Source organism: Methylophilaceae bacterium (genome assembly GCA_018398995.1).
GTDB lineage: Bacteria > Pseudomonadota > Gammaproteobacteria > Burkholderiales > Methylophilaceae.
Window position 1 is genome coordinate 501,296 of sequence record CP073759.1, and the last position, 24,762, is coordinate 526,057.

General features: G+C 41.9%; 25 protein-coding genes. 4 read left to right on the forward strand and 21 right to left on the reverse strand.

Features of this window, described 5'->3' with window-relative positions; all coding sequences use genetic code 11:
* Positions 1–375: 375 nt before the first annotated feature.
* The 5 genes from bioD to bioB are packed head-to-tail and all read right to left on the reverse strand — an operon-like array spanning position 376 to position 4,863.
* Complete coding sequence (gene bioD / locus KFB94_02515) at positions 376–1,002, reverse strand: dethiobiotin synthase (protein ID QVL46001.1); 627 nt, start codon at positions 1,000–1,002, stop codon at positions 376–378.
* Positions 1,003–1,006: 4 nt separating this feature from the next.
* Positions 1,007–1,879 (reverse strand): malonyl-ACP O-methyltransferase BioC, encoded by an 873-nt coding sequence (bioC, locus tag KFB94_02520; protein ID QVL46002.1) that lies wholly within the window; start codon positions 1,877–1,879, stop codon positions 1,007–1,009.
* Positions 1,879–2,655 (reverse strand): pimeloyl-ACP methyl ester esterase BioH, encoded by a 777-nt coding sequence (bioH, locus tag KFB94_02525; GenBank protein QVL46003.1) that lies wholly within the window; start codon positions 2,653–2,655, stop codon positions 1,879–1,881. The genes bioC and bioH overlap by 1 nt, the downstream gene beginning before the upstream one ends.
* On the reverse strand, positions 2,652–3,812 hold the full coding sequence (bioF, locus tag KFB94_02530) for an 8-amino-7-oxononanoate synthase (GenBank protein ID QVL46004.1): 1,161 nt from the start codon (positions 3,810–3,812) through the stop codon (positions 2,652–2,654). Before bioF ends, bioH begins: the two co-directional genes overlap by 4 nt.
* Before the next feature lies 1 nt (position 3,813).
* Positions 3,814–4,863: a biotin synthase BioB gene (gene bioB / locus KFB94_02535; GenBank protein ID QVL46005.1), complete on the reverse strand. Its 1,050-nt coding sequence runs from the start codon at positions 4,861–4,863 to the stop codon at positions 3,814–3,816.
* A gap of 75 nt (positions 4,864–4,938) precedes the next feature.
* Between bioB and KFB94_02540 the strand changes: the two genes are divergently transcribed.
* Together KFB94_02540 and trmL are read left to right on the forward strand one after the other, a co-directional pair.
* Positions 4,939–5,646 (forward strand): ComF family protein, encoded by a 708-nt coding sequence (locus KFB94_02540; GenBank protein ID QVL46006.1) that lies wholly within the window; start codon positions 4,939–4,941, stop codon positions 5,644–5,646.
* Positions 5,647–5,687: 41 nt separating this feature from the next.
* The gene (trmL, locus tag KFB94_02545) at positions 5,688–6,152 is read left to right on the forward strand and encodes a tRNA (uridine(34)/cytosine(34)/5-carboxymethylaminomethyluridine(34)-2'-O)-methyltransferase TrmL (GenBank protein ID QVL46007.1); all 465 of its coding nucleotides are present in this window, start codon (positions 5,688–5,690) and stop codon (positions 6,150–6,152) included.
* A 4-nt stretch (positions 6,153–6,156) separates the two neighbouring features.
* On the opposite strand, the gene KFB94_02550 is transcribed toward trmL, so the two are convergent.
* The 5 genes from KFB94_02550 to KFB94_02570 form a co-directional block, all read right to left on the reverse strand.
* Complete coding sequence (locus KFB94_02550) at positions 6,157–7,149, reverse strand: NAD(P)-dependent glycerol-3-phosphate dehydrogenase (GenBank protein QVL46008.1); 993 nt, start codon at positions 7,147–7,149, stop codon at positions 6,157–6,159.
* Positions 7,149–7,637 (reverse strand): hypothetical protein, encoded by a 489-nt coding sequence (locus KFB94_02555; GenBank protein ID QVL46009.1) that lies wholly within the window; start codon positions 7,635–7,637, stop codon positions 7,149–7,151. Before KFB94_02555 ends, KFB94_02550 begins: the two co-directional genes overlap by 1 nt.
* Positions 7,638–7,656: 19 nt before the next feature.
* Entirely contained in the window at positions 7,657–8,160 is a 504-nt protein-coding gene (gene secB, locus KFB94_02560) for a protein-export chaperone SecB (GenBank protein ID QVL46010.1), read from the reverse strand.
* A gap of 131 nt (positions 8,161–8,291) precedes the next feature.
* The gene (gene grxC, locus KFB94_02565; GenBank protein ID QVL46011.1) at positions 8,292–8,558 is read right to left on the reverse strand and encodes a glutaredoxin 3; all 267 of its coding nucleotides are present in this window, start codon (positions 8,556–8,558) and stop codon (positions 8,292–8,294) included.
* Positions 8,558–8,974: a rhodanese-like domain-containing protein gene (locus KFB94_02570; GenBank protein ID QVL46012.1), complete on the reverse strand. Its 417-nt coding sequence runs from the start codon at positions 8,972–8,974 to the stop codon at positions 8,558–8,560. Before KFB94_02570 ends, grxC begins: the two co-directional genes overlap by 1 nt.
* Before the next feature lie 171 nt (positions 8,975–9,145).
* Here KFB94_02570 and gpmI point away from each other — a divergent pair, with 171 nt between their 5' ends.
* The gene (gpmI, locus tag KFB94_02575; protein QVL46013.1) at positions 9,146–10,696 is read left to right on the forward strand and encodes a 2,3-bisphosphoglycerate-independent phosphoglycerate mutase; all 1,551 of its coding nucleotides are present in this window, start codon (positions 9,146–9,148) and stop codon (positions 10,694–10,696) included.
* A complete protein-coding gene (locus KFB94_02580) occupies positions 10,696–11,931 on the forward strand; it encodes a peptidoglycan DD-metalloendopeptidase family protein (protein ID QVL46014.1) in 1,236 nt (411 codons plus the stop codon). The genes gpmI and KFB94_02580 overlap by 1 nt, the downstream gene beginning before the upstream one ends.
* 70 nt (positions 11,932–12,001) lie before the next feature.
* Here KFB94_02580 and KFB94_02585 read toward each other — a convergent pair whose 3' ends face one another.
* The 11 genes from KFB94_02585 to KFB94_02635 all read right to left on the reverse strand — a co-directional run bounded on the left by KFB94_02585 (position 12,002) and on the right by KFB94_02635 (position 24,680).
* Positions 12,002–12,226: a hypothetical protein gene (locus KFB94_02585; GenBank protein QVL46015.1), complete on the reverse strand. Its 225-nt coding sequence runs from the start codon at positions 12,224–12,226 to the stop codon at positions 12,002–12,004.
* 420 nt (positions 12,227–12,646) lie between these two features.
* Positions 12,647–13,066, reverse strand: coding sequence for a secondary thiamine-phosphate synthase enzyme YjbQ (locus KFB94_02590; protein ID QVL46016.1), 420 nt, complete (start codon positions 13,064–13,066; stop codon positions 12,647–12,649).
* A 30-nt stretch (positions 13,067–13,096) separates the two neighbouring features.
* Positions 13,097–13,618, reverse strand: coding sequence for a hypothetical protein (locus tag KFB94_02595; GenBank protein QVL46017.1), 522 nt, complete (start codon positions 13,616–13,618; stop codon positions 13,097–13,099).
* A gap of 584 nt (positions 13,619–14,202) precedes the next feature.
* Positions 14,203–16,788: an ATP-dependent chaperone ClpB gene (clpB, locus tag KFB94_02600; GenBank protein QVL46018.1), complete on the reverse strand. Its 2,586-nt coding sequence runs from the start codon at positions 16,786–16,788 to the stop codon at positions 14,203–14,205.
* 99 nt (positions 16,789–16,887) lie between these two features.
* On the reverse strand, positions 16,888–17,391 hold the full coding sequence (locus KFB94_02605; protein QVL46542.1) for a hypothetical protein: 504 nt from the start codon (positions 17,389–17,391) through the stop codon (positions 16,888–16,890).
* 62 nt (positions 17,392–17,453) lie between these two features.
* On the reverse strand, positions 17,454–18,638 hold the full coding sequence (locus KFB94_02610) for an exo-alpha-sialidase (protein QVL46019.1): 1,185 nt from the start codon (positions 18,636–18,638) through the stop codon (positions 17,454–17,456).
* Between the two features lie 64 nt (positions 18,639–18,702).
* Positions 18,703–21,018: a TonB-dependent receptor gene (locus tag KFB94_02615; protein QVL46020.1), complete on the reverse strand. Its 2,316-nt coding sequence runs from the start codon at positions 21,016–21,018 to the stop codon at positions 18,703–18,705.
* Positions 21,019–21,034: 16 nt separating this feature from the next.
* The gene (locus KFB94_02620) at positions 21,035–21,280 is read right to left on the reverse strand and encodes a helix-turn-helix transcriptional regulator (GenBank protein ID QVL46021.1); all 246 of its coding nucleotides are present in this window, start codon (positions 21,278–21,280) and stop codon (positions 21,035–21,037) included.
* A gap of 97 nt (positions 21,281–21,377) precedes the next feature.
* Positions 21,378–21,806 carry a DUF2946 domain-containing protein gene (locus KFB94_02625; GenBank protein QVL46022.1) on the reverse strand — a complete coding sequence of 143 codons (429 nt, stop codon included), beginning with the start codon at positions 21,804–21,806 and terminating at the stop codon, positions 21,378–21,380.
* Positions 21,807–21,920: 114 nt separating this feature from the next.
* Entirely contained in the window at positions 21,921–24,119 is a 2,199-nt protein-coding gene (locus tag KFB94_02630) for a TonB-dependent receptor (GenBank protein ID QVL46023.1), read from the reverse strand.
* A gap of 156 nt (positions 24,120–24,275) precedes the next feature.
* Positions 24,276–24,680, reverse strand: a complete 405-nt coding sequence (locus tag KFB94_02635; protein QVL46024.1) for a DUF2946 domain-containing protein — start codon at positions 24,678–24,680, stop codon at positions 24,276–24,278.
* Positions 24,681–24,762 lie beyond the last annotated feature (82 nt).

Consider the following 24,762-nt stretch of genomic DNA (forward strand, 5'->3'; position numbering starts at 1 on the left):
AACATAATTGGATTCCCACCTTCGCGGGAAAGACGAGGATTAATATTTGTTCAGTACTACAATCGTACAAGTTTCGATGGTTCCCCCCTTGACGCCAAGCTGAGCAACGGAAGCAAGCAAGGAGATTTCGTCGAGGACTGTTTGAGCCATATTGTTTTATATATGGCGAGTTCCGTCTCAACTGACTTGCTGCTTTAGCAGCTAGCGAAGTTGGTGATGCCCTTTACGGGTACAGACGCCTTGTTTGCTGAGTAGCGCAAGGGAGCCGAAGGCCTTGGTGTGGGGTGCCGTTTTCTTGGGTTACTTTCTTTTCAGGCAGTTAAAAGAAAGTAACTCGCCTAAAGGCGAAAAAGAATGTTAACTATAGACTAAATACTATCCAACCCACTCCGAAACCAATATCGGCTCTAACCCAAGCTGTTGCGTAATCGTTAAAATATTCTCTTGCTGCACTTCCATCTCAGGATCAATATGATTCGCCACCCAACCATGCAAGGCTAACCCACGTGCTTTAATCGCTTCTACCGTTAACAAACTATGATTAATACAACCTAATCGCATGCCGACAACCAATATGGTTGGAATGCCTAAAGCGATTGCTAAATCTGCCATATCGTCATTGGCATTGAGCGGCACTAAAAAGCCACCTGCGCCTTCAACAATTACCACATCTGCCATGGTTTGCAATTGTTTAAATGCGTTGACGATGGTATCAATTGCTATCGTCACGCCTGCTTTTTCTGCGGCTAAGTGCGGTGCGATGGGTTCTTTAAAGCAGTAAGGGTTAATTAAATTTAAAGGCGCTTTTACATTGCTACTAGCGATGAGTTTTTGTACATCTTCATTCACCCATTCACCATCCACCAGCTCACAACCTGCCGCAATCGGTTTCATGCCAATGACTTTTAAGCCTTTTGCAGCGCATTGTTTTAATAACAAACAAGTAACATGGGTTTTGCCTACTTCGGTATCGGTGCCTGTGATGAAAAATGCTTTGCTCATAGCATTACTTTCTTGGTCTAAAGCTAATCGGTGAAACGCCATCACCTAAATCTTGACTAGAATATTGTGGTGTTTTTGGCGTCCAAGCATGGCCATAAATCACTTCAAACGTCGCAGGTAATTTGCCGTCTATACGAAATTGTTCGTATTGCGCTGCTAGCGTTTTTAGAAAGCCTTTACCTGCCAAACCACGGCCTCTGCCCTGTGTTGCATTATTTGCGCCGATAGATTTCAAATCGACCATCACGCTACGCACATCATCATAAGTAAGCGTATAGCGCTCTACGTCCAATACTGGCGCATTAAAGCCATTGCGCGTTAAGGCGTCGCCAATGTCGTGCATATCAATAAAACGGCTGACATGGGTTTCGCCGTTACTGGTTGCGGCACGAAGTTCTTTGAGTGTATCGGGGCCAAAGGTGCTAAATATAAACAGACTATCTGGCTTTAATAAACGACTTATTTCAATGAAGCTTTTGTCTAAATCGTTACACCACTGCAATGCTAAGTTTGACCAGACCATGTCCATACTGTTATCTGTAATTGGTAAGTTTTCAATATCTGCACAGATTAGACGTTTAGGGCGTAACAGTTTATTAATGAAGGATTGTTGTGCGTGGGTTTTTTGCAACATAGCAAAAGCCAAATCCAAAGAAAATACCTGCGCAGTTTTAAAGCGTTTTTGTAAAGTAAAACTGCCATATCCCGTGCCACAACCTGCATCTAGAATATTGCTGGGTTTTACTTTAATTAAATCTAAACGACTGAACATTTCTTCGCGCACCAGTTTTTGCAATACAGCGGCGGCATCATAGGTATTAGCAGCGCGGTCGAAGGACGCACGAACGCGTTTTTTATCAATAAAATACTGATCCATTAAGCGTTACCGTGTGGGGTTAAAAATTGGTCTAGTGCTTGGATAAACTGTTCGCTGTGAGATAAAAATGGCGCATGTGCTGCACCCGAAATAACGCGTAATGCACCTTTGGGCAAATGTTGCATCATCCAATGCGCCGCTTGCACTGGCACTAAGGTATCACGATCGCCATGAATAAATAATGTGGGTTTGCGGATTTTGATGCTTTCTTCACGCAAGTCACTTTCTAGCAAAATATGTAACCCTTCTCTTAATATTTTTTGTGATGGAGAAGGCTTTGATTCAAAGCTTAATCTGAGCTGTTTAATTGTGTCTCTGGCATCTTTTGCGCGCATGCATTGCAAGGTCAAAAATTTAATCATGGTGCGTTGATAGTCGGATTCTAAGTTCTGCGAAAACGTCATAAAGTAATCACGACGAATAGCTGCTTGCCAATCGTTTTTTTCTATAAAACAGGGTGTCGAGCCAACTAATACTAATCTTTTTACGCGGTCTGGCTGTGTGGTTGCAATGTTTTGCGCAACTAAACCACCAAGCGACCAACCCAAAATATCAGAAACACCAGGAATAACCTCCGCAATTTCTTCGGCTAAACGATATAAATGATAGGGCTCAACAGACGGACTTTCTCCCATACCTGGCAGATCGACAATATAGAGCATATAGTTTTTTGACAAGCGCTTGACTAATGATTGCCATATCCCGCCGTGCATGCCCCAGCCATGAATTAATACCAGTGGATGGCCTTTCCCTATCACTTCAACATGACATGTCATGCCAATTCTCTCTCTGCTTCATTAATCGCTTGTGCTAATTGTATAATATTTGCTTCACTGTGGCCTGCAGACAACGAAATACGTAATCTCGCTGTGTTTTTTGGCACCGTTGGGGGTCGGATGGCTGGCACCAGAATGCCTTTTGTTTGCAAGTATTCACTTAGCGCAAGCGCATCATGGTTACTGCCAACTAATAATGGTTGAACAGCTGTTTCTGATGGCATTAATTGCCATTTATTCAATGCTAGATGTGTTTTTAACGTTGTGATTAAACGGCGCAATTGTGATCTTAAATCATCGCCCTGCTCAATTAATCTAACAGATGCTGATAAGGTTGCCGATAATGCTGGTGGTGCTGGCGTGCTATATACATAACTTTTTGCCGTTTGAATTAAATAGTCAATCACCACTTGTTCGCCTGCCACAAAAGCACCCGCCACCCCAGCAGCCTTACCCAATGTTGCCATCATGATGATACGTGGTGATTTGAGTTGTAGATGATTAAGTGAACCTTGACCGTGTTCGCCTAGCACACCAAAACCGTGAGCATCATCAACATATAAATAGGCGTCATATTGTTCGCATAGCGCCAAATACTGCGTTAGTGGTGCAAGATCGCCGTCCATACTAAATACAGCATCTACTGCAATTATCTTCCGTTTAGCTTGACTGGCTTTTAGCAATTTTTCCAAGGCAACGACATCATTGTGTGCAAACCGATGAAACTCTGCTAAAGAATAATAACTGCCATCGTTTAAACATGCATGGTTTAACTTATCTGCAAAAATCGCATCTTCACGACCAGCAAGTGCGCCCAGCACGCCGATATTGGCCATATATCCAGTCGAAAAAACCAACGCGGCTGGCATATTAACAAATTGCGCTAATTGCTTTTCCAGATCATCATGATAGCGATGATGTCCAGTAATGAGATTCGATGCACCACTGCCAACACCCGCATGTCCAGTCGCTTCTTGCATGGTTTTAATCAATAGCGGGTGATTAGCCAATCCGAGATAATCGTTGCTACAAAATGATAAATACCGTTGATTGTTAGTCGCGATATATTCCGCTTGTGGCGAATCTAATAAGCGACGCTGACGCAACAATCCATCGGTTGCGCGCTGATCCAACGCTTTTTGTAAATCGGCTAGCATCTTAGATAGGGTGTATGCCCAACTTTTGGAATAACTTCTGATCCGTTTCTGCTTCTGGATTACCTGTTGTGAGCAGCTTGTCACCATAAAAAATACTATTAGCGCCTGCCATGAAACATAGTGCTTGTATACCTTCGTGCATGCTTTGACGGCCTGCCGATAAACGGACAAAGCTCTTAGGCATTACAATACGCGCAGCGGCAATGGTGCGCACAAATTCAAATGGATCTAATGCTTCTGTACCATGCAAAGGCGTACCTTCAACTTGTGTTAGCAAATTAATGGGTACACTTTCTGGCGGGCGTTCCATATTGGCAAATTGTGCCAATAAACCTGCACGCTGTTGACGTGTTTCGCCCATGCCAATAATACCGCCGCTACACACATTAATATCCGCTTCGCGCACACTATCCAAAGTGTCTAAACGGTCTTCATAAGTGCGCGTGCTAATCACGTCACCATAATACTCTGGTGCAGTATCAAGGTTATGATTGTAGTAATCTAAGCCAGCCTCTTTCAGCTGGGTTGCCATACCCTCTTTTAACATTCCCAATGTTGCACAAGTTTCTAAACCCATGGCTTTTACTTCAGCAATCATTTTTAACACGGGTTCTAAATCTTTTTGCTTAGGACTACGCCATGCCGCCCCCATACAGAAACGACTTGCACCACTATCTTTTGCCGCTTGTGCGGCTTTTAATACTTCTTCAATTGGCAACATTGGCTCATTCTGCACCTCTGTGTGATAGCGCGCTGCTTGAGGACAATAGCCACAATCTTCACTACATCCCCCCGTTTTAATGGATAGCAATGTACTCACTTGCACGCCATTGGCATCATGATGTTCGCGATGAACACTTTGCGCCCTAAACATTAAGTCATTAAATGGCATCTCATACAAAGCGACAATATCGTCAACAGCCCAGCGCTGTATTGTATTTCTCTGCACTTTCTTCTTTGCATCTGCTTTTTCGATTGATGATTTATTCGAATTTAATGCATCCATGTTTATAATGGTTTCTGCAGTTTGAATTGCTGTTTCTTTAAGCATAAGGAACGCCTTTTAAATAAATTTTTGTCATACTAATCAATAAATTAATAACTGTAAAGCAATAATAAAAACAATATGAACAACTGGTTAAAATATAATCAACTGTCAAATTTTGCTCGCATAATCTCCTATGTATTCAAGCAAAAATGCACCTTGTGTAACACATCAACCAATAGCGAATTAAGCTTGTGTGAAGCCTGCATCCAAGATTTACCGCTTGCGCCAAATCCTAGCTGCCCGCAATGTGGCCTAAGCACACAAGGTGACATTTGCGGCAAATGCCTTAAACAGCCGCCGCACTTTGATGTCACTAATGCCTTCCTGCACTATAGTTATCCTGTTGACGCATTGTTGCAACACTACAAATACAACAATGCTTTATATCTTTGCCAAACATTGGCTTCGTTATTCGCAAAAAAAGTAGAGATGCGCGAGATAGATGTCATGATTGCCATGCCTTTACATCCCAATAGAATGAAAGCACGTGGCTTCAATCAATCTTTAGAATTGGCCAAAATAATCGCCAGACAACACCATATTGCATTAGATAGCGTTAGTTGCAAAAGAATTAAAAACATACCGCCACAAGCAAGCCTGCCATTTAAGCACCGTTTAAATAATATGAAAGATGCTTTTACATGTAGCCAATCGTTTGCTGGCCAACATGTTGCCATCATTGATGACGTGATGACTACTGGAAGTAGCCTTAATGAGCTTGCCAAAATATTGAAAAAAGCAGGTGCTCGCAAAGTGAGCTGTTATGTATTGGCTAGAGCCACTTAATACATACCATACCAAGCATTCATACGGTAAAATAATGGTCTATGTTTCACATCGTCTTATTTGAGCCAGAAATTCCTCCTAATACGGGTAATATTATTCGTTTATGTGCCAATACTGGTGCGCACTTGCATCTGGTTAAACCGTTAGGATTTACCTTAGAAGACAAACAATTAAAGCGTGCCGGACTTGATTATCATGAGTTTTCTACACTGAAAGTGCATGAAAACTGGATTGCCTGCAAAGCAGCATTAGCCGGAAAAAGGTTATTTGCTATCACAACCAAAGGCAGCACGCGACATAGTGACATTGCATTTGAAGCGGACGATGTTTTTGTATTTGGCCCAGAAACGCGAGGCTTGCCCGATGAAATTCGCAATACATTCCCGCCAGAGCGTCGAGTCAGATTGCCAATGCTAGCAGAAAGCAGAAGTTTAAATTTATCAAACTCTGTAGCCATATTACTATACGAAGCATGGCGCCAAATTGGTTTTGAAGGCGGCTTATAACGCCTTAGATAGCCTCAGATTTTTGTTCACGACCCAATAAATCCATCACCGCTGCTTTTGCAGACTTGCCTGCCGATAAGGCTTGATTTACTTCATCAGTAATTGGCATATCAACACCAATTTTCTCAGCACGTCGCATCACTTCACGAGCAGTACTTACGCCTTCAGCAACATGCCCCAACCCACTCAACACCTCTTCTAAGGATTTACCTGAAGCTAACTGTAAACCAACTTCTCTATTACGGGAGTATTGTCCAGTACAAGTTAATATCAGATCACCAACGCCAGCTAATCCCATAAAAGTTTCAGATTTTGCGCCTAAGGCAACTCCAAAACGGGTAATTTCTGCCAAACCCCTTGTTATCATTGCAGCACGGGCGTTATTTCCAAACCCCATACCATCAGAAATACCAGCTGCAATCGCCATCACATTTTTAACCGCCCCACCCACTGAAACACCAATGACATCGGCACTGTTATAAACGCGCAAACTGCCACCGTGCAATAATTTAGAAGCTTCTAATGCAAAAACAGAATCATTAGCTGCCAATGTCACTGCTGTTGGCAACCCTCGCACCAATTCTGCTGCAAAACTAGGGCCAGACAACACGCCCCAATGTTGACGCATACCAAGCTCATCGAGGGCCACTTCGTGTGGCAATAATGCAGAAACAGGCTCTAAGCCCTTATGCGCCCATATCAAAGGTTGTTGAGATCCCAACGCTTTGAGATCTTTTAACAAAGCACGGAAACCTGCCGTTGGCACCACCGATACAATCAAATCCGCGTATTGAATCGCTTGCGCTAGATTATCTTCAACATCCAAATGCTCATTGAAGGCAAAATCGCCTAGATATAGTGGATTTGCACGTGCCTTACGCATGCCAGATACATGTCCGGCATTGCGACCCCATAAACTGACTTTGTGCTGATGACTAATGTGAATGGCTAGCGCTGTACCCCATGCACCTGCGCCTAAAACGGCTATTTTTTTCACTAAAACCCCCAAATAGCACTGCGTTGGATATACCCAACGATACCATCGCGATGCTTTACTTTAACCCAACTCTTGCTCACTTCTGGGGACGCCAATTCAAGTATCACTTGTTTTTCTACCATTGCAAGCAGTTTAGCATCAGGGCTTTCTGTTTCTTTAATTTCAGCATCACTTACCACCAGTACGGTGCGCTTCACATCCAAATCTTTTGCCTCTACCCAGGTCAATCCACCACGTTGATCGCGCACTTTGACCCATGCGCCAAGATTAACAATCACTTCTACTGGATAACCTTGCCCCATAATATAAATTTTACTCGCTTCCACCGAGGGCGCATCATAACCAATTGCTTTTACGGGAGAAATTGACCTAAAATCTGCCGCTTGCACGGGTACAGACAAACAAAAAGAAAAACCCAAGCTCAGCAACAATAGGCTTGGGTTTATCTTTAATGAAAGCATGTTGAATTTAGAAAATAATGATTTCATGAATTCAGCCTTCTATCTGTTAACTTGGTGTTTGAGATGCGTTTTGTTCCATTTTTTGTTGCGCATATAATGCTTCGAAATTGATTGGGTTTAATAGCACTGGCATAAAGCCTGCTCTGGTTACCATATCAGACACTGCTTCTCTTGCATAAGGGAACAAGATATTTGGACAAGTAATAGCCAATACCACCTCTAAATTCTCATCAGGTATGCCACGAATTGCAAAAACACCTGCTTGTGTCGCCTCGACCAAAAAGGCTGTCGTCTCTTCTACTTTGGCTGTTACTGTTACTTTAATTGCTACTTCAAAAATACCATCCTCTAATCGGGTGGCGCTATTACCAAGTTCAACATTCACTTGCGGCGCTGTTCTATTAGTGAAAATTTGCGGTGCGTTAGGCACTTCAATGGAAGCGTCTTTTACATATAACTTTTCAATTGCAAAGCCTGGTTGTGTATTTTGACCAGCTTCTGCGGTTTCTTGCTCAGTCTTATTTTCTGTTGCTTGGTTATCTTTTGCCATTTAAATTTCCTATTGTTTGTTCATTGATTAAAGCTTGTTGCGTTGCTAACACATTATTTTAACTTTTTATAGCGCTTTAATCACCTAAATATTGCGCAAGCGCAATATTGCTTAATTTGCGCTGCATTATTTTACTCAGCTTCTTTAGCCAATAAAGGCTCTAGTTCACCGGCTAAATCTAGGGCACGCAAATCATCAAATCCACCGACATGCTGTGCATTAATATAAATTTGCGGCACTGTGCGACGACCCGTTTTTTCCATCATTTGCATGCGTAAATCTGGGTCCTCATCAATGCGTATCTTATTAATTTCTGTCACGCCTTTACTTGCCAACAACCGCTCCGCATTAACGCAATAAGGGCAATAGGCAGTTGTATACATCACTATATTTGCCATTATTCATCCTTTACCAAAGGCATTTTTGCCTCTATCCATTTATCTAAGCCACCTTGCAAACTATAGACTTGTGTAAATTGATTAGCTGTCAATATTTTGCACGCAGCATTCGAACGCACACCGCGCTGACAGACGACTAGCACAGCCTTAGTCTTTTGTTTGGCAAGCTCCTGAATACGCTCCTCTAATTTTGCCAGAGGCATGTGCTTTGCGCCTTGAATGTGACCTTCCGCAAACTCAGTTTCATCCCTCACATCTAAAATAAAAAGTCTTGCTCGATTCATCAGGAGTACAGCTTCCGATGGTGAAATAGCAGACACACCAGCATTTGATCCAGCCAGTAAAGGCCATATAAGCGCTAACCCAGACGCGCATGCAAGAACAACATAAATTGCATTATCAATAATAAATTCCACTGTATTTCTTTACACTTTCTGTTTAAAGTTAAACTGTTATCTGCGCCCTAAGCCTTCATAATGCAAAGGATATTAAAAGCCTTACAAAGAAGTTTCTTGACGATTGTCTTTTTTTTACATAAGCAATGATTATAATGTAACAACTTCTATGCTTCATGTGAAATATTAAATATGTCTACCACACCCGTAATTTTACTTATTTTGGATGGCTTTGGTTATCGAGAAGAAAGCCAAGATAATGCCATATCACTCGCTAACACGCCCAATTTAGATAGGCTTAAGCGCGATTATCCCAATACCTTGATTAATGCTTCTGAACATTATGTTGGCCTACCAGATGGGCAAATGGGCAATTCTGAAGTGGGGCATTTAAATATTGGTGCAGGGCGGGTTGTTTTTCAAGACTTTGAAAGGATTAATAATAGTATTAAAACGGGTGATTTTTTTGCAATACCTGCTTTAATTGAAGCAATGTCATCATTAAAAGAAAAAAACAAAGCGCTTCATATCTTTGGCTTACTTTCTGATGGCGGCGTGCATAGTCATCAAGAACATATTTATGCCATATTAGAAATGGCGGCCAAACAAGGGCTCAAGCAGGTTTATGTTCACTTATTCTTAGATGGTCGCGACACCCCTCCTGTGAGCGCAAAAGCCTATATTGAAGCACTGGAAGCAAGAATAACTTCACTGGGTGTTGGCCAAATTGCGAGTGTTTGCGGTCGGTTTTATGCAATGGATAGAGATAAACGCTGGGAACGTATTGAACCCGCTTTTAATATGATAGTGGAAGGAGAAGCGTCATTGTCTGCAACCAGTGCAACGCAAGCATTAGAAAATGCCTATGCCCGAAAAGAAACGGATGAGTTTGTCCAATGTACTGTTATCCAGCAACTCGGAGAAAAGCCAATTAAGTTAGCAGATGGCGACAGTGTCATTTTTATGAATTTCCGTGGCGACCGTGCCAGAGAAATAACAGATGCAATCCTTAACACACGATTTGATGGCTTTACGCGCAAACGCGTACCTCAGCTATCGCATTTCTTTACATTGACCCAGCACGATCAAAATCAGAAAAAAGCAACGCCAATTTTTGCACCCTTCACCGTTAAAAACACATTTGGCGAACACTTGCAAAACTTGGGATTAACCCAACTGCGCATTGCTGAAACGGAAAAATACCCACATGTCACTTTCTTTTTTAATGGTGGTGAAGAAGCGATATTTAATGGTGAAGATAGAATCTTAGTCCCTTCTCCCAAAGTAGCTACCTATGACTTGCAACCAGAGATGAGCGCTTATGAAATGACGGACAAGCTGATAGCAGCAATTCAAGCGCGAAAATATGATGCCATTGTTTGTAATTATGCCAATTGCGATATGGTTGGCCATACAGGTAGTTTGGAGGCTGCTATTAAAGCCGTTGAGGCCCTGGATAGCTGCATCGGTCGCGTGGTTGAAGCGATGCAAGCCATTGGTGGAGAAGTCGTTATTACGGCGGATCACGGCAATGCAGAGCTGATGCGTGACTATCAAAATAATCAGCCACATACGCAACATACTACTAACTTAGTACCGATGATTTATGTAGGCCGATCGGCTAGATTGTCGCAAGATGGTGCTTTGTCTGATCTAGCACCCACACTACTTACTATCATGGGCGTTACACAACCAGTAGAAATGACAGGCAAAAATTTAATTTCCTTTACCGCTCTTACTTAATGGCTCAGGCTTGTCTACTACACCAACGACTTTTTGGCTCCAGAATAGCCTGGCTCGGCATACTTATCTTTGTGGCTCATGCTAACTCTGGCTTTGCAGCCGACAACGTAGATGCTGCAAAAAAAGATATTAGCGGCATTCAAGAAAAAATTAATTCAATTAAACAAAAACTCAACAAAACAAAAAAAGAACAATATGACGTTAGGGATGCATTAAAAAAATCCGAAACTGCGATAAGCCTTGCCAACAAATCCTTATATAACATCAGAAAACAACAACATCTGAATGAAAATAAGCTGAACGAACTCAAAAAGCAATCGCTTAGCATCAGTGAAAAACTGGCACAACAACAAAAGCAATTAAGCAAATTACTTTACCAACGCTATACTATTGGCAATCAAAGTTACTCTCAGTTGATTTTACAGAGTAAAAATCCAAGTACAATCTCGCGCAATCTCAAATATCAATCATATATTACTAAAGCGCATACCAAGCTGATTCATGATATGCAAAGCAGCTTGGATAAGGTTAAGCAACTGGATAAAGAAGCCACAGATGCCTTGCAAGAAATAGCTCAGCTAAAAGCGCAGCAGGAGAAGACGCGAGAGACTCTAGAAAATCAGAAAACTGAAAAAGCATTGGTATTAAAAAAACTGTCAAAAGAGATTAGTGCGCAACAAGGAGAAATGAGCAAGCTAAAACGTGATGAAAAGCGGCTCACTCAACTTGTTGCCAAATTGACAGCACGTCCAAAAGTAGCGCGTCCAAAGCAAGAAGAAAAAACCAATGTTGTAGCAACCAATCAGGCAGTCCCTGACAATCGATATGCTGGCAAAAGCTTCTCCCTACTAAAAGGAAAGCTAAAACTGCCGGTAAAAGGTGAAGTAACCAACCGCTTTGGTCGAGAAAGGCAAGACGGCGGACTATCATGGAAGGGCTTATTTATTCGTGCTGAGGAAGGTGCGCCAGTCAAATCTGTTGCAAGCGGCCGGGTAGTATTTGCTGAATGGATGCGCGGCTTTGGCAACTTAATTATTGTTGACCATGGCAGTGGCTATATGAGCTTATATGGCAATAATCAAACCATATTAAAAGCGGTAGGAGAGGATATAGAAGGTGGCGACACCATAGCTGCGGTTGGTAATACCGGCGGCAATAAAAGTTATGGTTTATATTACGAGTTACGTAAAAAAAGTGTGCCTTTTGACCCGTTGGTTTGGAGCTCTTTGCGCTAGCATAGACTATACTTATGGCAGAAAAAAACGCACCAGAAGGTGCGTTTTTAGTAACAATTATTCTTGCTTTTTATTCTCTAGTTTCACCAGGAATACGCTCATCATCTGTTGGCACATAACCACCTGGCTCGTTAGAAGCAGGCGCTTCAGCTGATTCTTCAGTTGCAGCCGATTCAGTTGCCATTTCTTCAGTTGCCATTTCGTCTACAGGCGCTTCCGCTTCTTTTTCTGCACAGGCTGCCAATAAGAAACCTGCCAATAAAGCAGGAACTAATAATTTATATGTTACTTTCATTCGTGTTCTCCCAATCAATTTTTTAAAAAAAACTGCAGACTTCCAACATGACAATACCAAAACTAAAGTCAATTGACAATGTCATATAAAACAATTGTACAAATTCCGTACAATAGGCTGTGTTATTTGTTGGAAATTTGCAGCAATGCATACATCCTTCATATCAGCTTGTTTTCATCTCGACTTTTACGGCAACCGAATCGAGGTGACCACCAATCACTAAGGCAGTTTATACCATGCAAAAACCAAGATAACTGCATCAGCGCATGCCCCAATAACACGACAACATTTTTTAAGGCATCCAAAATGGCAAATATCTACCACAATGATTGCACCATCTATTGTATTTTCTGCCAAATAAGACTAAAAAATCTGCTTTTGTTCGCTTAATTAGTCGCCGCTCTTAGCTGCGCTTCTTGCTTATTCGCCGATTAAATGCATCATAATCCGACGCGTTGCTGGCATATGTCTATGCTCAAATAAAAATAAGCCTTGCCATTGTCCCAGTGCTAACTGATGATCAACAAGCGGGATTGAAAGGCTTGTTTGGGTGAGTGCTGTTCGCACATGGGCTGGCATATCATCAGGCCCCTCAACTGTATGCACAAACAATGTATCACCGTCAGGTACAAGACGATTAAAAAAAGCCTCCATATCAACCAATACATCATGATCATAATTTTCATTAATCAATAAACTGGCAGAAGTATGCTGTATATAGAGCGTTAATAACCCGGTGACAAACTGCTGCTGATTCACCCAGTTGATCACTTGCGGCGTGATGTCATATAGCTTACGGCCTTGGGCTCTCACTTCTATTATTTCTGTGCATTGCCGCATACTTAATAATGCTTCTTTATATTCGTGTAATTACCAACCATAGCCCATGCCCCAGCCAAATCGTGAGCCTGGCCAGTGTCTAAAAGAATATCCATATGGTCCAAAATATGGATGCCAAAATGGACTGTAAAATTGTCGCATCTGCATCCGTCGCTCTGCATTTAACATGATTATCGCTTCAGTTTTTTCTTTTTCTGCCTTGTTAATTTCATCCGCAATATAATTCTGCTTTGCTAATTCGTTGCTCTGTTGCATATAGTTAAGCACCTCTTTATCTACGCCTTCTTGATGCAGTTCTAGAATTTTACCAGCGCTTAAATCATAGCGTGAATCACTTGCTTTAATCTTGTCAATAATTTCAACTGGCGTCTTTGCTTGCTTAGCATCCGCAACAAGCTGCTCTAATGTGTATGAAGCAACTGGCTCAGGAATCAACTTTTGTAACTCTTCAGGGGTAATTCGTTTGATTTGAGATTGTTCTAAGCTACTGGTTGTTGCACAACCAGTTAGTAATAACATCGCGCAGAGTATGCATAATAGATAAACTTTCATTGCCACCTCGACTTTTCAATTACATGGGCTGCTTGGTAAGACTGTTGTTATAACCATGCCGTTTTCGCTGATATACACTTCATACCTTTTTAAATAAGGTTAAGTTTGTTCATATAAAGCAATGTCATGATGTTTATGAACCCCTTTTGTTACTACATCAGTAGCAACAATCAGCATGACCTCTCCTCTACAATAGAACATGAACCAACGCAAAAAAGATATCCCGTTGTTAATCTTTTGCCTCGCGTTATCAGCATGTTTAACATTCAATGGCTCTGCTGTACATTGCCTTCACGACATTCAGCGCATTCAGTTTTTGTTTGACAGCGTCGCAAGGCAAAAGTTTGACAATGGCGCAATAATCGTTCACATCAATTGTTGGTCTATATGATGCCCATCAGCAACAGCATCGATGAACCGCATTTACCAATACTAATGTTTAGCCAGCACTTATGTATAGCCAAAACACTCACATAGCGGTCGATTTCTCGGATGCCGTTATCGCCGAAGGGCAGACCCATATCATTAAACATGTACAAATTATTGGTAGCGGCCACGTTGCCATCATTTTACTATCTAATTAATCACGTTTTGTTAAACACCATTTTTCCTGCTTTACTATCAACGGTAATCGTATCTTTTGCGACAAAATTACCCGCCAAAATTTCACGCGCCAATGGATTTTCAATTTCACTTTGTATCGCACGTTTTAAAGGCCTTGCCCCATAAATAGGGTCAAAACCTGCATTGGCAATTTCTGCTATTGCCGCATCCGTCATATTTAATTGCATATCCATTGCATGTAATCGTTTTGCCAAATACTGCAACTGAATATTCGCAATTTCGCGTACATTGTCCTCACCTAACGCATGGAATACAACCACTTCATCAATACGGTTAACAAACTCAGGTCTAAAGTGCGTTTTCACTTCGACCATCACGGCCAGCTTCACCACTTGATAATCTTGATCTGCCATGCTTTGTATCATTTGGCTACCCAAATTACTGGTCATAATAATCACTGTGTTTTTGAAATCGACCGTACGCCCTTGACCATCTGTTAAGCGGCCATCATCTAAGACCTGTAATAAAACGTTAAACACATCTGGATGCGCTTTTTCTACCTCGTCTAGCAAGATAACGGAATATGGTTTACGTCGTACCGCTTCTGTTAAGGTGCCGCCTTCTTCGTAACCAACATAACCTGGGGGCGCGCCTATCATGCGAGCAACTGAGTGTTTTTCCATAAATTCACTCATATCGATACGAATAAGATGATCCTCAGAATCAAACAGAAAGTTAGCTAGCGATTTACACAACTCTGTTTTACCGACGCCTGTTGGCCCTAAAAACAAAAAGCTACCGTATGGTCTGCTGGGGTCACCTAAACCAGAGCGTGAGCGACGAATAGCATCAGAAACCAAGCGCACAGCCTCGTCTTGACCAACGACACGTTCATGCAACTTTGCCTCCATGGTGAGCAGCTTATCACGCTCACCGGTCATCATCTTACTGACAGGAATACCCGTTGCACGACTCACAACTTCAGCAATTTCATCGGCACCCACCTCTGTGCGCAGCATTCTAGGTTTAGCGTTAACTTGTTCTGTTTCTGAGCTCGTTGCCTGTTTTAGCTGTGTTTCTAGTTGTGGCAATTGCCCATATTGCAACTCTGACACTTGCTGCCAATCGCCTCTACGAGTCGCCTCTTCCATCTCATATTTTACTTTTTCAATCGCCTCTTTAATATGTGCTGAGCCTTGCACTTGCGCCTTCTCAGCTTTCCAAATTTCCTCTAAATCAGCATATTCTTTTTCTAATTTCGCAATTTCTTCTTCAATCAGTTCAAAACGCTTTTTGCTACCTTCATCTTTTTCACGACGCACAGCTTCGCGCTCAATTTTCAATTGAATTAATCGACGTTCTAATTTATCCATTACCTCTGGTTTAGAGTCAATTTCCATTTTGATACGGCTGGCGGCCTCATCAATCAAATCAATGGCTTTATCCGGTAAAAAACGATCGGTAATATAACGATGTGATAACTCAGCTGCAGCGACAATGGCTGGGTCGGTAATCTCAACCCCATGATGTAATTCATACTTTTCTTGCAATCCGCGTAATATTGCAATCGTTGCTTCTACTGTTGGCTCATCAACCAATACTTTTTGAAAGCGGCGTTCAAGTGCAGCATCTTTTTCAATATATTTTCGATACTCGTCTAAAGTTGTCGCGCCAACGCAGTGTAATTCGCCTCGTGCTAAAGCTGGTTTAAGCATATTACCGGCATCCATTGCACCCTCAGCTTTACCAGCACCCACCATCGTATGAATTTCATCAATAAACACGATTGTTTGTCCTTCATCTTGCGCAAGCTCTTTAAGCACAGATTTAAGACGCTCTTCAAACTCACCGCGATATTTTGCCCCAGCTAATAGGGATGCCATATCCAATGACAATACCTTTTTATTCTTCAGTGAGTCAGGCACTTCACCATTCACAATGCGCTGGGCCAAACCTTCTACAATGGCGGTTTTGCCTACGCCTGGCTCGCCAATGAGTACTGGATTGTTTTTTGTACGTCGCTGCAATACTTGAATGGCGCGGCGAATTTCGTCATCGCGGCCAATGACTGGATCTAATTTGCCAGCACGCGCGCGCTCGGTTAAATCTAACGTATATTTTTTGAGTGCTTCACGCTGTCCTTCAGCTTCCTGGCTATCAACACCATCACTGCCCCGAACAGCCATCACAGCCGCCTCTAGTGCACTCTTTGTTAATCCATGTTTTTTAAGTAGTTTGCCTGTTTCGCCCTTATCTTCGGCCAATGCCAGTAAAAACATTTCGCTCGCGATATAAGCGTCATTACGTTGCTGGGCAAATTTGTCGGTCACATTAAGCAAGTTGTTTAAATCACGAGAAATGGCTATTTCACCGTTATTGTCTGTCGCTTTTGGTAACTGGTCGACAGCATTAGTCAGGCCTGTTTTTAATGCATTCACCTGCACGCCTGCACGTGCAAGTAAAGCTGTAGCGCTACTCTCCTCTTGATTCAACAAAGCCAACAACACATGCTGTGGTTCTATTGTAGGATTATCTGCACCCAGTGCAATGCTTTGCGCATCCGCTATTGCTTGTTGAAATTTGGTGGTAAGTTTATCAAACCGCATGTCAAATCTCCTTTATTCATGTCATCTCGTTATCGATATAATGAGGGTGATTTGACAATTTTCAATAGGGATGCTTGGAATATGGTTATTACTGTGGCTTTACGCACAAATGTAAGCTTCCATTTTTGCGGTTTTAAGCCAAGTCATTTGCAATAGTTGCGCATCGGAGCTGGCGCGATGACGACTGATTTGCGCTTCATTTAAAATACGTTGCTTGGTGTGATGCCAAACAGACTGCTGAAATGGTGTCAATACAACCCGTAAATCTTGACATTTAAAATGGGGAGAAACCCCTGCTGCATGAAATAAACAATTCAACCAAGTAAAGTCATGTAGCCAGCCATCAGAATAGATCGTTTGATTGAGAAAAGTATCATTTAAATGGTTGGCAACTACTTCAGCACTTTTGCCATGTGCAACTAACATTTCACGCGATATCTGATGCAGCATTTCTGCTGTTTTATTCCAATGTAACCAATCATCACGTGGCGCAATTAATGAACACCAAGGTTGACCAAACCGATCGACATAGCCGATCTCAATCGGATAACTACCAGCGCCAAAACCTGAAGCCTCTATATCAATAATAATGGGTGGCATCATCATTTTTTCACTCTACATCCTTGATTGGTTGCATGTTTGACATTACAACACCATACAATGCGCTATGGCATTCTTTTCAACTTCAAACCTTCTGATGTATTAACGGCCAAATAAGGAGCATCTTTAAGCTTCAGCAGATGCGGATAATCCATATTAATACTGGTAATAAGCAAAGGCTGTGCATCTGACCATGTTTTACCGCCATCAATTGATGCCATCATCATGACTTTTTTCATCTTATTCTCATGCGTTTCAAGCCAAATCAACCACACTTTTTCACCTACTGACAATACAGCGGGATGACCCGCCTGCTTGTTATTATCGCCAAACTGTTTCGCTGGAGAAGCAACCCATGCCACGCCATCCATCCGACTATAGTAAAGGCCAGGATTTTTATCTTTGCCATCAAAATAGGCGATGTGATAACCCCACCAGTCAGCACCTTCGCCACCGCTCGCCAAAGCACCGCCGTGATGTGGACAGCCATCAATTTTCCAACGTCCAAATGTTGCACGATGCAAATTCGCTAGTTCGTCTCTTTTAGGTATTTCTGCCATCATATGATCACGTTCGCCACCATCGAACACGTGACGCCACATTGCAACGACGGTACCATCTGGTTTGGTTGCGGTTGCGATTCGACAGCATTCACAGCTATTGTCTGCTAATTTCTTTTCTGCTTGAAATGTTGCACCATCGTCCTTAGAGATAGCATAATAAATTGCTGCGCCAGTGTATTCTTTACCCCCTTTTTTGGCAGCTTCCAAGTCACGCTTATCAACCCAAATGATGGTTATTGTGCCATCTGGTGAAATGTGCAATGCATCAAATCGATGGGTAATCTCTGCTCTATCTTGATGTACTACCTTTGGCTGTTCGAAATGCTGGCCGCCATCTACTGATCGGGCAAACCAAACATAACCAGCAAATGGTTTTGACAGTCCTTCTGTCCATGTCAGATAAACATTACCTTGTGGTCCAAGTTCAATTTTGGGACGTGCCTCACCTTTTGCTGCTATTTTTTGTGCCCGTTTATTGACTTTTACTTTTTTTGAAAAGGTCTTGCCATTATCAGCACTCATATCTACGAAAATAAACCCATCTAGCACGCTTGCACGCCACAATGACCCATGTCGATCAACCGCCAAACCCACCGCCATTTCACTGGCACTTATTTCTGTATGTGCCTCGTGAGCCGACACACTACCAATAAAAATAAATCCTAATAGAAAATACACAAACCGCATAAAAGCTCCTTTACACAACCGACTTGTCAGCAATTTGAACAGAGACGGATAATCTAGATACAATTTAATAGTCAAGTTTTAACTGCAGATATCCTGTTCTTTGTGGATATGGATGAAACACATAGGCTTCATCATTATTTAAATTATCGATACCAACAGAAGCGGTCCAGCGTTGAGAAAATTTGTAATTAGCCTTCACATCCACTATAAAAAATTGACTTACACCACCAAAGGTATCACCGTTTTTGTCGGTATTATTTAAATTACCAAATTGTCTGCCACTGTAACGTGCCGCCAAACTATAAGTAAGATTATTACCCTGATGGTATGTTGCAATCATCTTAATCATACTGCGGGGAATGCGTAACGACTGATTACCTTCTGTATCAGGGGCCGCTTTATTTTTAATAATTTCCGAATCAGACAGTGTTAGGCTACCCATGAAATCTAAACCGTGCAAAAGAACATCTTGCCAATCAGCCGCTAGCTCAATACCGGTTGTTCTAACATGATCGATATTTTGTATAAAACTACACCCTGCATTTCGATCGCAAACACCTGTGTCAAATGGTATAGCACTACCACTCGTTAACGTTTGAGAAATAAGCGCGTCATACTTCTCCTCATTAAACAAACTGATACGTACCAACCCATTGTCAAAACGGCGTTCAGCCGTTAATTCAGCAGCAATTACCTCCTCTGGTCTCAAGTTAGGATTACTCTCAACCAGACGGGCTGCCCCACCATCTCCATTTTGCAATGGCTGAAAAAGTTCACTAACGGTAGGAAAACGATACGCTTGTCCTACAGAAGCGCGAAAGCCCCAAGCGGGCTGTGGTTCATAACTAATTGATAATTTTGGTGAAAACTTTGTATCTGATCTTTGCTGATAGTCAACTATCGCATTGCTAGTTTGATTACGCCCATTTTTGGCTTCCCAATACTCAGCGCGCAACCCTGTGGTTAATGCCCACTCAGGATTAATCTGCCATTTATCTTGCACAAACAATGCTTGGGTTTGTGTTTCACCTCGCGATAGATTCGTTAATGCCCCTTTGTCTCCAACCGACCAATTAGTTGTATTGTTGCGGCTACTCCTAAGTTTATAATAATCAATATGATATCCAACATCCAACTCATGCCCTTTAGGTCTTAAGGTTGCGCGAGCATCAAATACGGTCCAGCCAGTTCCTGATAAATCATCAACGCGTCCAATACGATTAAGATAAGGATTGCCAGCAACCACTGTTCCGTTACTGGGGGCATTAGATGTTCGAATCAAATCTTTATGATAATCATAATCTGACAAGGTCAGTTGCCAATCGTAGAAGCCCCCAGTATTTGATTTCAGATCGACTGCTTGCATAATATGTAAGCTTTCAGTTTCACCTGGTGTCATACCAGATACGTCATAACGATTACCGTTATAATTAACGCGACCGTTGTACACTGAGTTACCCGCCGTATCTTTCAAATACGATTGCACATCTGTCTTTCCGCTCAAATCCCAAACCCCTAGGGTATAGCCAATGTTGATATCAGGTGTAATGTCATAGGCTACTTTCAATTTAAATTGGTCTTGTCGTGTTTTATCAATACCTGTCGCCCCAAAAATAACACGATCATTATTGGTCACATCTTTGTCTTGAAATGCGCCTCTGACTATTGGGCTAGTGCCTGGGTCTGTCGCTGATAATCCTCTGGTAGAAAAGTTCATCGGCTGGCCTTGGTTCTCTAAATGATCAGCCCCTAACCAAAATGAAAAATCACCAACTTTATCTCCTATTGAAGCTGATAAATGATGGCCATCATAGTGTTGATCTGTGCCATACAGCTTAAAACCTTGTCTAAACGCTTGCAAGTTGGTATGTGCTTCAAATTTGCTCGGCATATGTGTTTTGATACTCATCACACCACCGAATGAGTTACCTGCATAAATAGATGAAAAAGGTCCATACATCATACTGATGCTTTCGATTTCCTCCGGTGAAACCATCCCCCAACGCGGTGGAAAAGCAAAAGAGTTGCCTAATAAATTTGAAAGCAATATCCCATCTGCATACAACATACTTTGTGCGCTTGCAAGTGTACCTATCGTGCGAGTAGCAATAATGCCATTACGATCACCAATATAACGCTCTCGCACTTGAATACTTGGTAAATACTTTAATGTTTGTGCAGTTGTAGCGGCATTGACACTGTCTTCAATTTGTTTTTTATCGTAGGTCTCAACTGTAGCGGGGTGCTTTTTAATGCGACTATCCGTTGTGCGAACACTGGTTACACCAATCTCCTCCAATTGCATCTCTAGATCATGCTCTGCATGTGCCAGCAACGGAAATATTGCTACTATTACAGTGAGTATTTTTTTGTTTTTCATTGCGTAATCCAAACTACTAAAAAGCCATTGCGATTGTCTGATTATTGGGCACAAATTTCACCAACTCTTGAATTTCGCACTCAAAAAATGTGCATAACTTATCAAGCTGATCAGTCACTGTGCTGTAGCCTTGATTGTTGACCATACGTGATAACGTCATTCGGCTAATACCAGTGGCATTAGCTAGCTCGTTCAATGTAATTCGACGACCCCAAGCAATACTTTTTGCTTGAATCACTTCTTTAATTTGGATATAAATCATGTTAATTCACCTTTAAAAACGATTGTGTAGGTGCAATTGCACATACAAAAAATTGTTAGTGTGCGTAATAGCAACTAACTCACAACATATTTAGTTTTTAAAGGCTTGGTGGTGCCTGTGCAGGCGGGAGAAGTACAGAAAAACGTGGTAAAAGAGGTTGTGCAGCTATGGCTAGATACTGTGCTTGCATTGCCAACAATGTAATGATTGGCAACACTGGTGGTTCAATGGCAATACTGGTATTGGGGTTTGCACAAAACGGACAGTGATTTAAGTGCAGCACAATATTGGCTGGTGACTGACTAGCTGCCTCAGCACCTAAATTAGTCGATAATTGTTGACCTTTTGTTGTGATGACTTGAATCGTGATTTTTTCACCATTACTGGCGCACACGGCTTGCACAAAACTATTGATACCTTGCTTTGCAGCAAGCGCATGCGAAATGCTGGGTGCCAGTGATGCAAACACCATCGCAAACAAGGCGATTTTATGTATCCATCTAAATTGTTTTTTTGAAAAAATCATCGCTGATATTCACACACGTATTTAACTCGGTTTATCAAGTTTTTGGATAGTACACCGAGTCTTGCTCATGGTAAAGCAAAGACTCGGCATACCATCCAAAAGGCAAAAACAATACTAATAAAACAAGGTCAGCCCAACATTCACAGAGCGACCCACACCTGGCACTTGCACACCTTGCAATACGCCTATACCCATTGTGGCGCCTTGTCCCAAATAAGCGCCACCCAGTGGGTCCGCATAAAGCTTGTCAAAGATGTTTTCGATTGCCAAATCTAAACGAGCGTTCTTCCAATCATAGCTCGTATAAAAGTTAAACAAGCTGAACCCACCCGTTTCAACTTCTCTACGAATGTCTTGCACATGATTTTTTGAAGCTACAACTTTGACTTCTAAATTATTTTTCCAAGCCCCTAATTGATGTGCTAAGCCAAGCTTAGCGTTAAGTGGCATGATGTTGTATAAATCATCATTTGTTTTTGTGTTTTTACCTCTAATATAACTAAGCAATCCTACTGCGGTAAACCGTCCAAAACTAGCCTTTTCAACCAATAATTTTTTAGCATTGATATCTAGTCCAACGATGCGCGCAGACTGATTATCAAGGCTTAAATTGGCGAACCCATCTGTTCTCGCCATACAGGTTTTACCGACTGATGCACAGGCAACCGCATCAATATAATCATCTACATAAGTAAAATATGGCGAGGCTTTCACTTGCCAATCTTGATTCACGGCATCATTCCATTTGGCTGTCATACTCACTGTATGTGCTGTTTCTGGCTTCAAGTCTAGATTCCCAACATAACCATTGCCATCACCAACCCAGTTATTCATATTCATCACCATGGTATTGGTGTTAGACCACGCAAACCGCTCATACACATTTGGTGAACGTGTTTTGATGGCATAGCCAGCTTCATAACTTTGGCTACTGCTCGGCGTAAACTGCGTCAATACAGTCATATCAATATTGTGATCAGTCTTACTTCTGTCGGCCGCATTAAATATATTCGCAGCGGCACCATAGCCTGCCATACCAACTAAACCATTGTTATAGCCTTGCACATTATCTGCATCCATTTTAACGGTGCTACTGCGCAAACCAACTTGAGTAAACCACTCTTTGCTCCACTGTGATTCTACTTCTGCAAACACATCGTAACGATCTCGTTGACCATTATTAATATTTAAAAACGTATTGGGTGACATCATCATACCAGTACCCGATGCTCGCCAATAATCATCCAATCGATAGCGCTGATACTCTGCACCCACTTTGAGTAAATCTCTTTCAGAAACATGCATACTGCCGCCTAATTTAAGCCCAGTTGTGCGGCCTAATGTATCCATCGGCATGCCTGGCGCATTCCCGTAAAAGAACTGTTTATCATCTCCAAACTGCATACTGTGCCTTACTCGTTCGTGATAGACCTGCGCTGCTAACTTACCCCAGTCATAATCACCTTCGTATTTAACATTATATTGCTCTGCACGATTGCCCGTCATATCCATGCGCTGATTGACAAAGCCTTGCTCAGGAATGTCTTGCAAACCTAACTTAAACTCAAATAAATGATTATCTTGGTGCACACCCAAAGCTAAAGCATGATTGATTGCATGGTAATAAGTCGATCCAACCTCATCGCCTCTTTCCAGAAAGCTCCTTTGCGCTGCTGGAAGCCTGTCTTTAAAATTTCCACCTGCATGATAATTATTTGCTTCAACATTTGAACCTGTATAACGCATGTAAACCGACTCATTCGCCACACTGGCTGAGGCATTAACACCACGCGCATTATTATTACTTTTATAAAAAGTATTGATGGAAGCATGGGTGAGTAAATCTTCACCTGCTTTTGCAAACTCTGGTGTGGCAGCGTTAATCAGAATTGTGCCTGCAATACTGTCACCTCCTAAGCTCACAGGTGAGATACCTTTAAATACTTCAACTGAGCCCACTGTTTCAGGCGATAAATAAGAAAGTGGCGGGTTCATATGGTTAGCACAACTGGACATTAAATCCATACCATCAACTTTGATGCGGATTCTATCGTCGGCCAATCCACGCATCACTGGCAAACTAGATACGCCGCCAGCTCGATAAAAGCTCATACCCGCTTCGTCTTCAAAAAGTCTAGCCGTATCACCGCCAACACTGGCTTTATTTTTTTCGATTTGTGGTGCGGCATCCGAAACCACTTCGACTGCATCTAACTCAAGGTGATCTGCATTAACATGCCCAGACACCAATAGATTACACAATATTAATGCTTCAACCCACAACTGGGTTTGTTTCTTTTTAAATCTCACCATGTACTCCTACCTAAAAATGATTTCGTTTCATTTGCAAGCATGCGTAACCACGGGTTGTTGTTTCAATATGGAGATTGCCTAAAAAAGCATCGAATAAATGCAATCACCATGCATCAAACAACAAACATCAAATGCTTGTAAATGGATGAATAGAATTTAAAGTGAGTTGAAAGGTGGTGCGCGGGAAAGATGGGCAGATTGGGTAACTGTCGGAAAGACGATGGGTTGATATGCAATACATTGTTGTTCAGCTTGTTGCGCCAAGTACAATGCAAAAGCTGGATTACGACTTGGTATCACAATATCCGCTATGCCTACATGACAAAATGGACAGTGATTAAAGTGTAATGCAATGGTTAGCGGACTTTTATCAGGCTGTGTTTTTAAAGCTGTTTGCAGTTGCTGACCTTTTGTTGTCACTACTTGAATCGTTAATTTTTGACCATCAGCTGAACATATTGCTTGTGCAAAACTATTAATGCCTTGGTTTGTAGCTAGCGCATGAGAAATGCTTGGTGCCAGCGATGCAAATATAATTGCAAACAAGGCGATTTTATTCATGCAACGAAATAGTTTTTGCGACAACATGCCCGCATATTATCATTTTTAGCTAAAATAATTCAATCTATTAATAATAGGATTT